Here is a 14,508-nt window from a genome sequence, read left to right as displayed (position 1 = left end):
AAAACCTCCCTGAAAATAGCCGATAATTGCATAAAATCAATGGAATAAGGGAATTCGTCCCTAAAAATTGGGGTGATTTCTAAATTTGCTAACGAATCTGCTGAATTATAGGGAGGTTCTCCCTAATTAGTAGTCTGCAGCGCAAAAATCACTGAATTATAGGGACATATTCCCTAATGGTCTATGAGGGTATCGCTTTTCTGATTCGGAGAGTGTGTATCGCGGCATGGAGAAAATGATGCTTGAGCAAACATGCAAAATAACGCTTCTCGAATATCGGGAGAAGCGTTATTTACGTACGTTTGTGATCGTCAGAATGATAAAGCTATTATTCCGCAATAATCAAGCTCGTGCGTTTAGGTTTAAACTTCTGCAGGAAGCTTCGATCTATATTACGGTCGGTAATAATGTACCCGATTTTATCGAGTGAGGCGATACCGATGGTCACATCTTTCCCGAATTTAGTATGGTCAGCGGCAACATAAACTTCTTTGGAGAGATCGATAATTTTTTTGCGCGTTTGGGCTTCCTCCAGATTATAGTCGGAGATGCCTTTTTCAAGGGTAATGCCGCTTGCGCAAATAAAAGCCTTAAGGATATTTAATTCACTGAAATTAAACAGATAATCATATGCAATAACAGACTGCTCATTTAGTCGGACCTTTCCGCCAATGATAATAAGCTCAACCCCACTGTTCATCAGCTCGTTTACCACAGGAATGGAGTTCGTAATGACCGTGAGATTCTTTTTATTCTTGATATATTTGGCGATCTGATAGGTGGTAGAGCCGCTGTCCAGATAGATGCAATCCCCATCGTTGATATATTCGCTGCACTTTTGGGCGATCATTTTCTTTTCCTCTAAGTGACCGACCATTCGTGCATCCATTGGAGATTCAGCAAACTCCGATTCCACCAGTTTAATTCCACCATAAATCTTCTTGATCTTCCCTTGCTTGTCCAGCAGGTTGATATCTCTGCGAAGGGTATCGATAGAAATATTAAGCTCTTCTGCTAGCTCCGGCAGCTTCTGAACCTTTTTGAACATTAAGATTTCTATGATTTTCTTTTGTCTTTCCAGTGGAAACATGTAATCACCCATTCAAAGTTTATATCGCTTTCGATAGTTGAAGTATAAAGGGATTAGTATAGGGTGGCAACAACTCCTTTGTAAGTTAGTCATAATATGATTATAATGTAGTCACAACTTGTTTAAAGTTTACATACATTTTACGTAACTGTTTATCCTCAAAAACAAAACCTCTTTATACTGAGGTTGTACTTGAGGAGGTGGAACCTTTGCTTAAATTACAAAACATAAGCAAGCATTACGATAACAAGGTTGTTCTAGAGGATATTAGTCTAGACATCCAAGCAGGGGAAATTGTCTCCTTACTCGGCCCCAGCGGGAGTGGCAAAACCACCTTGCTAAACATCATCTTGGGATTGGCTAAGATGGAGCAGGGGCAAATCATTTTTAATGATCAAGATTTAAGCAATGTACCCATGAAGAAACGCGGATTTAATATAGTGTTCCAGGATTATGCGCTCTTCCCTAACTTAAATGCTTACGAGAATATCGTTTATGGTCTGAAAAATAAAAAAGGATTAACGTCGGAGCATGAGCTTCAGGAGTATATCGAGTTTCTGGAATTAAAGCCGCATTTAACGAAGAAGATCGGCGCTCTATCGGGTGGGCAGAAGCAAAGGGTGGCTTTGGCAAGAACGCTCGTAATGAAGCCCAAATTATTACTGCTCGATGAACCTCTAAGCGCACTGGATGGAATCATCAAGGAATCTATTAAAGCCCGGATTAAATCCATCGCCAGAGAATATAAGCTTACGACGATTATCGTCACCCATGACCCTGAAGAGGCGTTAACCCTGTCGGATAAAATTCTCATCATTAATCAAGGTCATATTGCCCAATTCGGAACGCCTCAAGAGATCATTCAACAGCCTAGCAATGATTTTGTAAAAGAATTTATTCTGGGGCAACTGCAAGTGAAACGGGAAAATATTTATAACCTGTTCGGTGAGCATTATGCCTAAAGCCAAACCGGAAATGCGGATCATTTTTATCCCCATTGTATTGTTATTTGTTGTTTTTCTGATTTTGCCGCTGACTGTGTTATTCATCCGCTCGTTTGAGACGGGTCAAGGCTATTCGGTATCCAATTATCTCACCATTCTGGCAGATCAAGAGATTCGAGAGTCCATCGGAAATAGTATGAAGGTCTCTGGTGTTACGGCAATGATCACGACGGTTCTAGCCTTTATCCTAGCCTATTCTATCCACTGTACAAGAATCTATCGCCCGTTAAAAAGCATTATTAGAACTGGAATTCTAATCCCGATGCTGCTGCCTACAATTACTTATGGATTTGCGATCATGTACTCTTTTGGCAACCAGGGGCTGATTACTAGAATCTTCGGACGGAATTTATTCGAGATTTATGGATTTAATGGTCTATTGATAGGCTACGTAATTTATACCTTACCTTCTGCTTTCCTGCTGATTCATAATTCGTTCAAGTACATTGATAAAAAGTTCATCGTCGTATCCAAGCTTATGGGGGATGGGACGCTGCGAAGCTTCATGAACACCATCGTTCGGCCTTTGTGGGGCACGTTGGGAGGGGCGTTTGTACTTTCTTTTATCCTAAGTTTCACGGATTTTGGGATCCCTGCATCGGTGGGGGGGACGTATAACGTGGTTGCTACTCAGCTGTATCAGGTCATGCTTGGGGCTATACCGGATTTCAACAATGGGGCAGTTATTGCTGTACTGATGTTAATACCGGCGGCGTTCGGGGTTGTGTTGTTAACGTATCTTGAAAAATTCAATTTCCATTATGACAAGGTGACTGAAATCGAGATGATCCCGAATAAAGGCAGAGATTCGGTTCTTGGACTAATCTCATCCGTGATTCTAATCGGGCTGCTGGCGGTATTCGCTGTCATGTTCGTTGCCCCGCTGATGAATGGCTATCCTTATGATCTAACATTTACGTTCAAACATTTTGTGGATGTTTTTCAATCAAGCGATTTGATCAATGTATATAAAAATTCCTTGCTGGTAGCAGCATTGACGGCAATTGTAGGTACGATCGTGGCTTATGCGGCGGCTATGATCAATGTGCGTACGCCTGTAAAAGGGAAAGCGACATTCGACATCCTATCGATGGTGACGAACACGGTGCCAGGTATGGTCCTTGGTCTATCGTATTTACTTCTGTTTAATAACAGCAGTCTCAAGGGGACTTTTACGATTCTTGTGCTCTGCACGCTTGTCCATTATTTTACAACGCCATATTTAATGGCTAAGAATTCTTTGGCAAAAATGAACCCATCATGGGAGACCACTGCTGAATTACTAGGTGATAGTTGGCTGAAAACGATCCGCCGGGTTATTCTACCGAACTCAGCATCCACGGTGATAGAGATGGTCAGCTACTATTTTATCAATGCGATGGTGACGATTAGCGGAATTATCTTTCTAGTGACTGCTCAAACCTCGGTAGTTGCGAGCAAAATAAAAGAGCTGCAGCATTTCGCCAAATTTAATGAGGTGTTTGTCCTATCCATCCTGATCTTTTGCACCAACCTGATCATTAAGCTCCTAGGTGACTATCTCCAGAAACGGCAATCAAACTCTCGTTGATTAACGATTTTTATATAAAAAAAAACCAGTTAAAGTGAGGGAGAATTTATGTCTAAGAGAATTAAGGGAATCAAGGGAATCATGTTGTCTATTGTGGCTTTGAGTTTGGTGTTTACATTAGCAGGCTGCGGAAATAAAGCATCGGGTGATGCGAGTAAAGTAGTGATTTTGACCAATGCGGATGAAGAAGCTGTAGCCTCTATGGAGTCTGCGCTAAAAGGTGCGGGGTATGAAGGGCAATATCTCTTTCAATCCTTGGGTACTTCTGAGCTGGGTGGAAAGCTGATGGCAGAGGGAGACAAAATTGAGGCTAACCTGATCACGATGAGCTCTTATTTTGTAGAAAGTGCGCAAGAGAAACACAAGATGTTTAAAGATCTATCGTTTACGACGAATGCGCTAGACTCCTATCCAGCTTACTATACGCCAATCTTGGCGAATACCGGTGCTATTTTTGTAAACACAGCGGTGCTTAAAGATAAGGGCTTGGCGATGCCAACGTCCATTAAGGATTTAACAAAACCAGAATTTAAAGGCTTGGTATCTGTTCCGAACATTATGGACTCTTCGACAGGATGGTTGTTGGTTCAGGCGATTATTTCGCAATACGGGGAAGAAGAAGGTAAAACGGTTCTGCATGATTTAGTTGCTAATGTAGGCCCACATCTGGAAAGCTCCGGTTCCGGTCCGATTAAAAAGGTAAAAGCAGGAGAAGTAGCTGCAGGATTTGGACTTCGTCATCAGGCAGTACTAGCTAAAGAAGAAGGCGCACCCATTGACTATGTAGATCCGACAGAAGGCAACTTCTCACTTACAGAATCCGTAGCCGTGGTGAAAAAAGACGATGCAACGACAGAGCTGGCTATGAAAATGGCAGAAACGATTATTAAAGATGCTAGAAAAGACTTAATTACAAATTACCCAGTAGCTCTTTATAAAGATGAAACGGTTAGTGATATCCATAAACCTGCACACAGTATGAAATTTGTTAAGCCGTTGACTGTGGAACTGCTGGAGCAACATCAGCAATTCTTTAAAGAAGCGAAATAATTAAGATTAGAACAAGGAGTGAAGGGCCATGAACAACTATAAATTGCTGACACCCGGTCCATTGACAACTACTAACACGGTCAAAGAGCAAATGCTCTTTGACCGTTGTACTTGGGACCAGGACTATAAGAACATTACGCAACAGATCAGATCGAGCCTACTGGATTTGGCAGGTGCAACGAACCAAGAATACACAGCTGTTCTTATGCAAGGCAGCGGAACATTTGCAGTGGAATCCGTGCTGACTACGGCGGTATCAGCCGATGATAAGCTTCTGATTATTACAAATGGTGCCTACGGGGAACGTATCGTGCAAATGGCTGAATATATTGGACTTCATTATCGTGCGCATAGTGCCCTATATAATGAATTCCCCCTAGAAGCAGAGATTAGAGGGATTCTTGAAGAGGATCCAGCCGTTACCCATATCGTGATGGTGCATTGCGAGACAACGACAGGGATTCTAAACCCGCTTGAGATGATTTCACAACTGGCAAAAGCGTACGATAAAACTTTAATTATCGACGCGATGAGCAGCTTCGGTGGAATAGAGATTGATGTACCTGGGCTTGGAATTGACTATTTAATCAGCAGCGCCAATAAATGTATTCAGGGTGTTCCGGGATTTGGGTTTGTCATTGCCAAGCTGGATAAGCTGCTCACCTGTAAAGGGAATGCACGTAGTCTATCACTAGATCTATACGATCAATGGAAGGCGATGGATGCGGATGGGAAATGGCGCTATACATCTCCGACCCATGTAGTGGCTGCATTTTCGAAAGCGATTGAAGAACTCATTGAAGAAGGCGGTATTCCTGCAAGGGCAGCAAGATACCAGAATAATAACCGCGTACTGAGAGAAAGACTTGCGAGAATAGGAATAGAGGCGTATATCACAGACGATAAGCAGTCTCCTATTATAACCACCTTTCTTTTTCCGAATGAGACATTCAGCTTTGAAGATTTCTATGAATATGTGAAAGAAAAAGGCTACGTCCTCTACCCAGGCAAATTAACGGAGCACGACACCTTCCGGATTGGGAATATTGGTGAGATTTACGAAGAAGATATTCAGAACTTATGTAATATTATCGAAGCATACATGGGAGGAATGACACAATGAATCAAGTCGAAGGCGTAATTCTGGACTGGGCAGGAACAGCGGTAGATTTTGGCTGCTTTGCACCGGTGAATGTGTTCCTTGATATTTTTCGGGAAGCTGGGATTGAAGTTACGATGCAGGAAGCTAGAGCCCCTATGGGGATGCTGAAAATAGATCATATACGTGCGATGTTATCCATGCCAAGAGTAGGTGCCATGTGGGAAGAAAAGTATGGCAGAGCTTTTACTGAACAGGATGTAGAGAACCTGTATGCTGAATTCGAACCGGCCCTGATGGCATCCTTATCCGAATATACTGATCCGATTCCGGAGGTCATTGAAACTATTCAAGTCTTGAGAAATCAAGGGCTGAAGATTGGCTCGACCACTGGATATACAGAGTCCATGATGGATGTTGTGATTCCGAATGCCGCTCGAAAGGGCTATCAGCCTGATTATGTAATCACTCCGGATGGAACACATTCACTGGGAAGACCTTACCCGTATATGATTTATCATAATATGGAAGCTTTAAAGTTATCGGCAGCATGGAAGGTTGTTAAGGTAGGCGATACGATTTCAGACATTCAAGAAGGTGTTAATGCAGGCGTCTGGTCCGTAGGTGTAATCATTGGAAGCTCTGAAATGGGCTTAAGCGAGGATGAATTTAATGCACTTTCAGATGTGGAGAAGGAGACGGTGATCTCTGCGACACAGACCTCTTTTATACAAAACGGGGCAGACTTTACGATTCAATCGATGAGTGAGCTGCCTCAGCTGATTGGGCGAATCAATGTCCTGATTTCTCAAGGAATCAGACCTTATGCGAGATAATCATGAGCTACAAAGAGAAGGTGACATTAACTTTAGCCCCTTGCGGAAAGAGTGGATGAACCAGTTAAGCGCTGTGAGTGTAGACAGGATCGAAGCGGACGAGCGTGCATATATGCGTCAATCCATGTCAACGCCGTGCTTGAACAGTATCGTAGATGCTGAGGGATGTTATATCACAGATGTGAATGGACGCAAATATCTTGATTTTCATGGAAATAGCATTCATCAGATTGGCTATAAGAATCCTTACGTAACTGAAGCTGTGAAAAAACAGCTCGACGAGCTACCGTTCATTCCAAGAAGATTTACGGCAGATATTGCGGTGAAAGCTGCGGAAGCTTTAATCAACAAAACGACCTCAAAGGACTATAAAGTATTATTTACGCCTTCCGGAAGTGCTGCTGTAGGTCTGGCCCTTAAGATTGCTCGCAAATGGACAGGGAAGCATAAGGTCATCTCCATGTGGGAGTCCTTTCATGGCGCGGGACTGGACACGATCGCTGCCGGAGGAGAATACGTGTTTAAAAAGGACATGGGCCCGCAAATGCCGGGAATGCTGAAAGCCATTCCTTTTAATGCATACCGCAACCTGCTGGGAAGTCATTCTCATGAAATAGTTTCTACCTTCTGCCTCGACTATCTGGAGTATATGATTCAGCATGAAGGAGAGATTGGAGCGATCTTACTTGAGCCTATTCGGGCGACGGATACGCATATCCCGCCTATATCTTATTTCACAAGATTAAGAAAAATATGTGATGAATATGGAATCCTATTGATTTTTGATGAAATTCCAACAGCGCTAATGCGAAGCGGAAGGTTCTACGTCCATCAGAATTTCGAGATCGAACCGGATATTCTCGTGCTCGGAAAAGGGTTAGGCGGAGGGGTGATCCCACAAGCGGCGGTGCTTACCAGAACGCAATATGATTGTGCGGCGGATATTTCTTTGGGTCACTATACCCATGAGAAACCCGCGTTAGGAAGTGCGGCGATCTGTGCCACCATCAATTACATGGATGACATGAAGCTGCAGGAACAATGCATCAACCGGTCTGAATTCGTAAGAGGAAAGCTTGAGGCTCTAGGGTCTAAATATGCTTGCATAGGCGATATTCGAATTGCTGGACTGCTGATCTCCATTGAACTTGTGAGGTCCAGAGACACTAAAGAGAAGAATGAGGAATTAGCTGAGCGGGTCCTGTATTATTGCTTGGAGAATGGGCTTTCTTTTAAATTAGCTGGAGGGAACTGCATCACTTGGCATCCTCCGCTTATTGTGTCTGAAGAGCAATTAACTTTTGCAATTAATCTTCTGGATGAAGGATTAAGTAAATATAGCTGAGAGATAGGCAAGCTTCAAAACAGGTTTCTTCCGCTCCGTACATGGGGGGAGAAACCTGTTTTGTCGTTTAAGGCGTTAACGCCCGCCTTTGTCGTAGTCAAGACCCATATCTAGAATTAAAAATTATACAAATGGGCTGGAGCAGCATTTAAAAAGATACGCAACAGCTCGTCCACCGCAATGTCTAGACGGGGAGGACTTTCGGCTGCAAGCCAATTCTCTTGCACGATGATATAGCTGCAGGAGCTGCTTTTTAAATAGCTGTATATAATTTGTGCTTCGTCAATTTCATGGCGAGTAATTGCTGCCGGGGCCTGGTTAAGTTCACCGCGGAAAGTATCTACAATCGCTGATGTTATAACGGCTTGCAGGTGAGTAATATCGGGTTGATCGTATTCAAGCTTAGTATGCGCCAGGATGCGATTGCCTTTGAGCAATATGAGTTTAAGCGTTTGTTCATCCATGGCTTCAAGGATTGCGATATTCTGATTCTCTGCAGCGAATTCAATAACCTTCTCTTTATGATTCAGGAAGCTGATGGCTCCGATGTAATCCCTATATTTGGCGGCGGTTTCGAAGTCAAATTGCTCTGCAGCTTCAGTCATCTGCTGCTCCATCTCCACAAGGAGGCTGGAATCTGTTCCGTTTAGTAGGGCAATGACTTTATCAATGATTGTATTATATTGAACGGCAGCATCGCCGCCTGCACACATCCCTATACATAAGCCAAGCGAATGATTTAGGCATAAAGAATTTTTGAAGCTTGGATTGCTGCAAAGGATTTTTGAGCTTTCCTTGATGCCTTGCACGGCTCTTTCCACGGTACTTCTACTTGTGTAGGGACCCCAAATATGGTTACCTTTATGGACAGCAGGATCATAAGTTATATCTAACGAAGGCATTTTATCATCCGTTCCTATTACAATATACGTATAGGCCTGTGGATTTTTCATTTTTCTATTGTACATGGGCTTTATTTCTTTAATTAATTTGCACTCCAGCATAAAAGCCTCAAATTCGGTATCTGTAAGGATAATATCCAAATCTTTAATATGGCGAACGAGCTGTTTTACCTTTGGGGAATGAGACTTCGAGTTTTGAAAATAGGATTTTACTCTTCGTTTCAGCTGTTTCGCCTTACCCACATATATAATATGGCCGAGGCCATCCTTCATGAGATACACGCCGGGAGTCAGGGGAAGGCTCTTTAGTTTCTCTGATAAATCGATAGTAACGCCTCCGTCAATCAAGATCTTATTAATAGTTTTAGTATAAGCTTGCAACCTTCATTTGTTCAAATCAGTCTGAAGAATAGAGAATCAATGATAAGGAGGGATCTAATGTACTTCGCAAGAAATATAGGTGGGCTCGCGCTGATAGCAGCTATGCTATGGCTTGCAGCATGCAGTGGAACGCCGGAAGCGGGAACGGAACCGAAGGTGACCCCCGAGCAGACGCAAATGCAGATGCCAGAGCAAACGCCAGAGCAGACGCAAGCTGCACAACCAGCGGCTACTACGGAGCCACTACAGGAGACGGAGCCATCAAGCACGGATCAGCCACTGGATCAGGAGGGACTTCCGCCAACTGTAGAGGAAGCTGCGACGACAGTCATAAGGTCAATTAAAAATAAGGATATGAAGCAGTTGGCGGCCTGGGTTCATGGGGAGAAAGGATTACGCTTTTCTCCATACGCACATGTGGATACGAAGAAGGATCTTGTATTCACCAGGGATGAAGTAGAAGGATTAATGAATGATTCCACCAAAAGGGTGTGGCGGACATTTGCTGGCACGGGTGATTTAATTGAGATGACATTTGCAGATTACTACAAGCGATTTGTCTACGATGCGGACTTTATGCAGATGGCTGAGACTGCTGTGAATAAGGGACTTGGGCAAGGGACGACAATCAATAACCTAAACGAAGTGTATCCCAAGGATCAATACGATTTCGTCGAGTATCATATTGCTGGCATCGATCCTTCAGTGGAGGGGATGGACTGGCGCAGCTTGCGCCTAGTTTTTGAGAAGATTGGAGAGGATCATGCTCTAGTAGGCATTATTCATGATCAATGGACACCCTGAGAAGTAGAGGTTTTTTATGCCAATAGCGACTATGAGTCCTTTAGAAGTCCAAATATGTGATAAATAAAACAGAGCTTGGGTTAAGTGTATGGAGGGAAATAAATAACAAACAAGGGGTGTCTCAGCAGCCATTTTATGGCTTTTGAAGCACCCCCTTGTTTGTTTATAAAATGAACTTAGAAACCTGAGGAAAGGGAATGGAGTAGGGAAGGGAATTTTGGAACTGTAGGAGTGATAGCGTCCGCCTTTGTCTCCGGATTTCAACCACTATAAGCGGTACAAATCAAGAAAATCTGGAGACAACAGCGGCTGGAAGTCCAAATATTCACTGTAGCTGCGACTGACCCTTAATTCTAAAATCTCAAGTTCAATCTATATATACCTTTTATTGCGTAGCGCTAGAAGAAGATGTAGTTCCGGATACCGATTTAGCGATCGCTTTATATCCCTCTGGCAGATAAGTGACAACAGATGCTTTTGAGATCACCTGTGCGTACATTTTTCCTGGTTCAGGAGCAGTCACATTAAAATAAATGACAGCGGTCTTGTCTTTGCCAAATTCGATTCGCTCAATCACTAGTCCATATCCTGGATGCGGTAAGTTGTTAACGGTCAGCGTAGCCTTATTTACTCCTTCACCCGCTTTGGTTAATGTAACCTCAGTCTCATAGGTTGGAGTAGTAGGGCTGCCATTAGACACAATTACGCGTTTGGCAAAAGCAGCTGCATCGTAGGTTAGAGCGGCTGCTTCCGAGCGGGTAATGGCATCATTTGGCCGGAAATTACCGTTCTTATCGAGTGTGGCGATATGCGTATTCAGCAGGATCTGGAGACTATTTATAACCTCTGTAGAAAGTTTATCGCCATCCTTAATGTCTACATACATCAGTGTAACCGGGAAGTTACCTTTACTTTGCAGTGCTTGCGTCAATAAGTGAGCGAACTGAGCACGGGTGATGGTTCCGTTAGGATCTACTGTTCGATCAAGTGAAAGACCATTTTGCTTAGCAGTCAGGAAGGCTGAAGCATACCAGGATTTGTCGTTCACCTTATCAAAATAATCACTGGCTTTGGATGAGCTGTTACCCGCCTCTGGCTTCGGAGACAGATTCAGACCACCAACGATGAACTGAATGCCTTGGGCAAAGCTTACTTTAGATTTAGGCGCGAACTTATCTCTGTCTACTCCATTTATAATTCCCTCTTTATGCAGGGAGTTAATTTTTGCTTCCGCAGGATCACCTTTCAAATCCGAAAAAGCAAAAGCGGATGCTCCAAATGACAGGCTTGCTGCTAGAATACCGCAGGCTATCGTCATTGTTTTGACATTACTTATGAATAATGATTTCTTCACTATGCGTCACCTCCATACTCTTAGATGGTAGATTAGACCAAAATGTTGCAGGTCATTTAAAATATTATGAAGATTCAAGTAAAACGTTATCCGCGAAGGAGTGACTCGGCACCATCTACATAGATCTCAGTTCCTGTGATATGGAAAGACTCATCCGAGGCGAGAAATAATACTAGATTGGCTACTTGTTCAGGTTTACCGGGCGCATTTTCCAGAGGATGATTGCCTTTCGGAAATTCTACAGGAATCTTCACTTCTTGAAGATCATCGCTCTTATCCGTATTATCTCCAATTTGAGTGTCGATCGATCCAGGACAAACCGCATTTACGCGGATACCGTATTGCGCCAGCTCTAACGCAGCCATTTTCATAAAAGCGACTTGTCCAGCCTTGGAAGAGGAGTACGCAGCAGCACCAATGTTCGAGAACACTCGATTTCCGTTAATAGAGCTAGTGATAATGATGCTGCCGCCATTTTCTTTCATATGGGGGATAGCATATTTTACTGTGGCAAAGGTACTGCGTAGGTTGGTATCTAACGTCTGGTCCCAATCTTCGATTTCTAGTGTTTCGATTGGAGCCCATGTACCATTAATGCCGGCATTCGCAAAAATAATATCAATCTTTTGAGCCTCATCCGCAACCTTACGAATACTTTCTTCGACAAGACCTGGATTGGAAACATCGCATTCGATAACTGTAGCTGTACCCCCAATGGATTCAATTTCACGTTTAGTTTCGTAGGATTCCTCCGGGGTCCGATCAAGCATATACACCGTAGCTCCGTGCTGGGCGAACCGTATGGCGGTAGCTTTTCCGATACCAGAACCTGCGCCTGTGACTACTGCAACTTTATTTTGCAAACGTTGATCTAACATGATGAATTTCCTCCTTGGCGTTAGACTTCTTAACTTAGTAATTACATACCCGGCACAGCTGGATTTAACCAATTTAGTAGGAGGGTGGAACAACAAGGAGGGATGTATTACTATGAGACATAAGGATGTGTACAATATAAATTTAGATCAATCTAGCTCATGATAGGGGTACTATAGATGATTCAGCAGCAGGGAGCAGAACGGATTAATGTGGGGATATTTGCCCATGTGGATGCCGGCAAGACAACAACAACAGAGCATATTTTGTATGAAAGCGGTCGCATTCGGGCGCTTGGCAGCGTAGACACTGGGACAGCATTGACGGATTCTATGGATGTGGAGCGGCAACGAGGAATATCCGTTCGGGCGGCATTAGCTTCTTTTGAATGGAAAGGCGTGCAGATCAACCTCGTTGATACACCGGGACACGTCGATTTTTTGTCAGAGGTTGAACGGTCTTTGCGAGTGATGGATTGTGCGGTGTTAATTTTGTCGGCGGTAGAGGGTGTGCAGGCTCAAAGTGAGATGATCTGGAACGCGCTGAGGAAGCTGGGAATACCGACGCTTATTTTTATGAACAAAATGGATCGTGTAGGTGCAGACCCTGAGGCTGTGCTGGCACAAGCGAGAAATTATTTATCTAGTGATATCATTCCTGTTCAGCAACCGATAGGCAAAGAGCAGGAGTACATAGAAGCTATTGATTTATGGGGAAGGGATGCTGATCCTGCTATACAGACAGAATTATTAGAGGCATTGGCTGAGCGGGATGAAGACCTGCTGGAGACGTATATGTCAGGCAGTCCGATTGATCTTGCAGCCTGGAAAAAATATATGAAGACAGCTTCCGCTTCAGGACGCTTCTTCCCAATGGTTTATGGTGTTGCCGCCAAGGGGCTTGGCATTACTGCATTGCTGGACGCGATGGTTGAGTATTTTCCGCGGGCTGGTGGGAATGTTGAGGGTGCGGTGTCCGGCATTGTCTACAATATTCAGCGTGATAAAAGCATGGGGCGAATGGCGTTTGTCCGCCTTTATGAAGGGATGATCCGTAACCGCGATACGGTGATGAACTACACACAGGATATTCAGGGGAAAGTGACCCAGATCCGCAAGGTCGAGGGCGGCCGTACTGAGGATGTCGGATCGCTTGAAGCGGGGGATATCGCTGTAATCTATGGTCTTTCAGGGGTACGGATCGGAGATGTGCTTGGTCATCCGGAGGCGATACCGGCGGAAGCGAAGCTCGCTGTACCGCTGCTAACGGTGCGCGTATTCTGGGGAACCGATATGGATGACCATAAGGTTATCGGAGCATTGCAGGAGCTGGCGGATGAAGATCCGCTCTTGGATACGCAGTGGCTGCAGGATGAGCGGGAGCTGCATATCAAAGTAATGGGGCCTATCCAGCTGGAGATTCTGAACAGTGTTCTGGAGGAGCGATATGGCCTCAAGGTCACCTTTGGCCAGCCCTCTGTCATTTATAAAGAAACGCCAGCCTCTGTTGGGGAAGGTTTTATAGCATATACGATGCCTAAGCCATGCTGGGCGATTCTGCGGTTTCAGATTGAGCCTGGACCTCCTGGCAGCGGTTTAGTCTATGATTCGATAGTGCGGAGCTCCGATCTACTGCCGCAATATCAGAGCGAGACCGCACGCCGTGTGCCGGAAGCGTTGCAGCAGGGCTTGTACGGCTGGGAGGTTACCGATCTTAAAGTGACCTTGATTGAGGGACAGCATCATGTATGGCATACCCATCCGCTGGATTTTGCCGTAGCGACGCCAATGGGGATTATGGATGGACTCGCACGGGTAGGCACTAAACTACTGGAGCCGATTCTTCAGGTTCGTATCGTTGTCCCTGAGGAGAATGGCGGCCGAGTGATGAACGACTTGGTTCAGATGCGCGGCACCTTCGAGCCACCTGTGCTGCAAGGCGAGCGGATGATCATCGAAGGGCGTTTGCCGCTGGCAACGTCGCTTGATTATCCCGTTACTTTAAGCTCCTACACAAAGGGGCGCAGCACATTCACTTCTTTTTTTGCCGGCTATGAAGAATGTCCACCTGACGTATCTGCTGAGCGCACCCGCCGGGGTGTGAATCCGCTGGATCAGGCGAAATATATATTAAGCGTGCGTAAGGCATTGCAGGGGTAAGTTAAGAAAGAATTAACCAGAGAATCCATAAGCAGTTA

General features: G+C 44.4%; 12 protein-coding genes. 8 read left to right on the top strand and 4 right to left on the bottom strand.

The window, feature by feature from the left end; translation table 11 throughout:
* Positions 1-328 precede the first annotated feature (328 nt).
* Complete coding sequence (locus CA600_RS25930) at positions 329-1,090, bottom strand: DeoR/GlpR family DNA-binding transcription regulator (RefSeq protein WP_094874051.1); 762 nt, start codon at positions 1,088-1,090, stop codon at positions 329-331.
* A 209-nt stretch (positions 1,091-1,299) separates the two neighbouring features.
* Between CA600_RS25930 and CA600_RS25925 the strand changes: the two genes are divergently transcribed.
* From CA600_RS25925 to pbfA, 6 genes are read left to right on the top strand one after another with little or no spacing between them, the layout of a single operon-like run.
* Entirely contained in the window at positions 1,300-2,052 is a 753-nt protein-coding gene (locus tag CA600_RS25925) for an ABC transporter ATP-binding protein (protein ID WP_094874049.1), read from the top strand.
* Positions 2,045-3,664, top strand: a complete 1,620-nt coding sequence (locus CA600_RS31590; protein WP_218832798.1) for an ABC transporter permease subunit — start codon at positions 2,045-2,047, stop codon at positions 3,662-3,664. The genes CA600_RS25925 and CA600_RS31590 overlap by 8 nt, the downstream gene beginning before the upstream one ends.
* Before the next feature lie 48 nt (positions 3,665-3,712).
* Positions 3,713-4,714, top strand: a complete 1,002-nt coding sequence (locus tag CA600_RS31585; protein WP_218832797.1) for an extracellular solute-binding protein — start codon at positions 3,713-3,715, stop codon at positions 4,712-4,714.
* A 28-nt stretch (positions 4,715-4,742) separates the two neighbouring features.
* Positions 4,743-5,837 carry a 2-aminoethylphosphonate--pyruvate transaminase gene (gene phnW / locus CA600_RS25915; RefSeq protein ID WP_094874048.1) on the top strand — a complete coding sequence of 365 codons (1,095 nt, stop codon included), beginning with the start codon at positions 4,743-4,745 and terminating at the stop codon, positions 5,835-5,837.
* Positions 5,834-6,649, top strand: coding sequence for a phosphonoacetaldehyde hydrolase (phnX, locus tag CA600_RS25910; RefSeq protein ID WP_094874047.1), 816 nt, complete (start codon positions 5,834-5,836; stop codon positions 6,647-6,649). Before phnW ends, phnX begins: the two co-directional genes overlap by 4 nt.
* Positions 6,639-7,994 (top strand): (R)-1-hydroxy-2-aminoethylphosphonate ammonia-lyase, encoded by a 1,356-nt coding sequence (gene pbfA, locus CA600_RS25905; protein WP_094874046.1) that lies wholly within the window; start codon positions 6,639-6,641, stop codon positions 7,992-7,994. The genes phnX and pbfA overlap by 11 nt, the downstream gene beginning before the upstream one ends.
* 116 nt (positions 7,995-8,110) lie before the next feature.
* Here the strand turns inward: pbfA and CA600_RS25900 are convergent, their stop codons facing one another.
* Positions 8,111-9,169 (bottom strand): UvrB/UvrC motif-containing protein, encoded by a 1,059-nt coding sequence (locus CA600_RS25900; protein WP_256990016.1) that lies wholly within the window; start codon positions 9,167-9,169, stop codon positions 8,111-8,113.
* Between the two features lie 165 nt (positions 9,170-9,334).
* Between CA600_RS25900 and CA600_RS25895 the strand changes: the two genes are divergently transcribed.
* The gene (locus tag CA600_RS25895; protein WP_094874045.1) at positions 9,335-10,081 is read left to right on the top strand and encodes a hypothetical protein; all 747 of its coding nucleotides are present in this window, start codon (positions 9,335-9,337) and stop codon (positions 10,079-10,081) included.
* A gap of 385 nt (positions 10,082-10,466) precedes the next feature.
* Here CA600_RS25895 and CA600_RS25890 read toward each other — a convergent pair whose 3' ends face one another.
* Together CA600_RS25890 and CA600_RS25885 are read right to left on the bottom strand one after the other, a co-directional pair.
* Positions 10,467-11,435 (bottom strand): S-layer homology domain-containing protein, encoded by a 969-nt coding sequence (locus CA600_RS25890; RefSeq protein ID WP_094874044.1) that lies wholly within the window; start codon positions 11,433-11,435, stop codon positions 10,467-10,469.
* 86 nt (positions 11,436-11,521) lie between these two features.
* Positions 11,522-12,313, bottom strand: coding sequence for an SDR family oxidoreductase (locus CA600_RS25885; protein ID WP_094874043.1), 792 nt, complete (start codon positions 12,311-12,313; stop codon positions 11,522-11,524).
* 177 nt (positions 12,314-12,490) lie between these two features.
* Here CA600_RS25885 and CA600_RS25880 point away from each other — a divergent pair, with 177 nt between their 5' ends.
* Positions 12,491-14,470, top strand: coding sequence for a GTP-binding protein (locus tag CA600_RS25880; protein ID WP_094874042.1), 1,980 nt, complete (start codon positions 12,491-12,493; stop codon positions 14,468-14,470).
* The last annotated feature ends 38 nt before the right edge of the window (positions 14,471-14,508 follow it).

The organism is Paenibacillus sp. VTT E-133280 (assembly GCF_002264385.1).
In the GTDB taxonomy this organism is placed as follows: Bacteria; Bacillota; Bacilli; order Paenibacillales; family Paenibacillaceae; genus Paenibacillus_AQ; species Paenibacillus_AQ nitricinens.
Note: the sequence above shows the minus strand (reverse complement) of the source record. Positions and strands in the feature narration are given on the sequence as shown.

Bases quoted from the DNA above. Each gene is read 5' to 3' on its own strand.
- CA600_RS25930 (WP_094874051.1), bottom strand. From the start codon at position 1,090: ATGTTTCCACTGGAAAGACAAAAGAAAATCATAGAAATCTTAATGTTC.
- CA600_RS31590 (WP_218832798.1), top strand. From the start codon at position 2,045: ATGCCTAAAGCCAAACCGGAAATGCGGATCATTTTTATCCCCATTGTA.
- CA600_RS31585 (WP_218832797.1), top strand. From the start codon at position 3,713: ATGTCTAAGAGAATTAAGGGAATCAAGGGAATCATGTTGTCTATTGTG.
- phnW (WP_094874048.1), top strand. From the start codon at position 4,743: ATGAACAACTATAAATTGCTGACACCCGGTCCATTGACAACTACTAAC.
- phnX (WP_094874047.1), top strand. From the start codon at position 5,834: ATGAATCAAGTCGAAGGCGTAATTCTGGACTGGGCAGGAACAGCGGTA.
- pbfA (WP_094874046.1), top strand. From the start codon at position 6,639: ATGCGAGATAATCATGAGCTACAAAGAGAAGGTGACATTAACTTTAGC.
- CA600_RS25900 (WP_256990016.1), bottom strand. From the start codon at position 9,169: ATGAAGGATGGCCTCGGCCATATTATATATGTGGGTAAGGCGAAACAG.
- CA600_RS25895 (WP_094874045.1), top strand. From the start codon at position 9,335: ATGTACTTCGCAAGAAATATAGGTGGGCTCGCGCTGATAGCAGCTATG.
- CA600_RS25885 (WP_094874043.1), bottom strand. From the start codon at position 12,313: ATGTTAGATCAACGTTTGCAAAATAAAGTTGCAGTAGTCACAGGCGCA.
- CA600_RS25880 (WP_094874042.1), top strand. From the start codon at position 12,491: ATGATTCAGCAGCAGGGAGCAGAACGGATTAATGTGGGGATATTTGCC.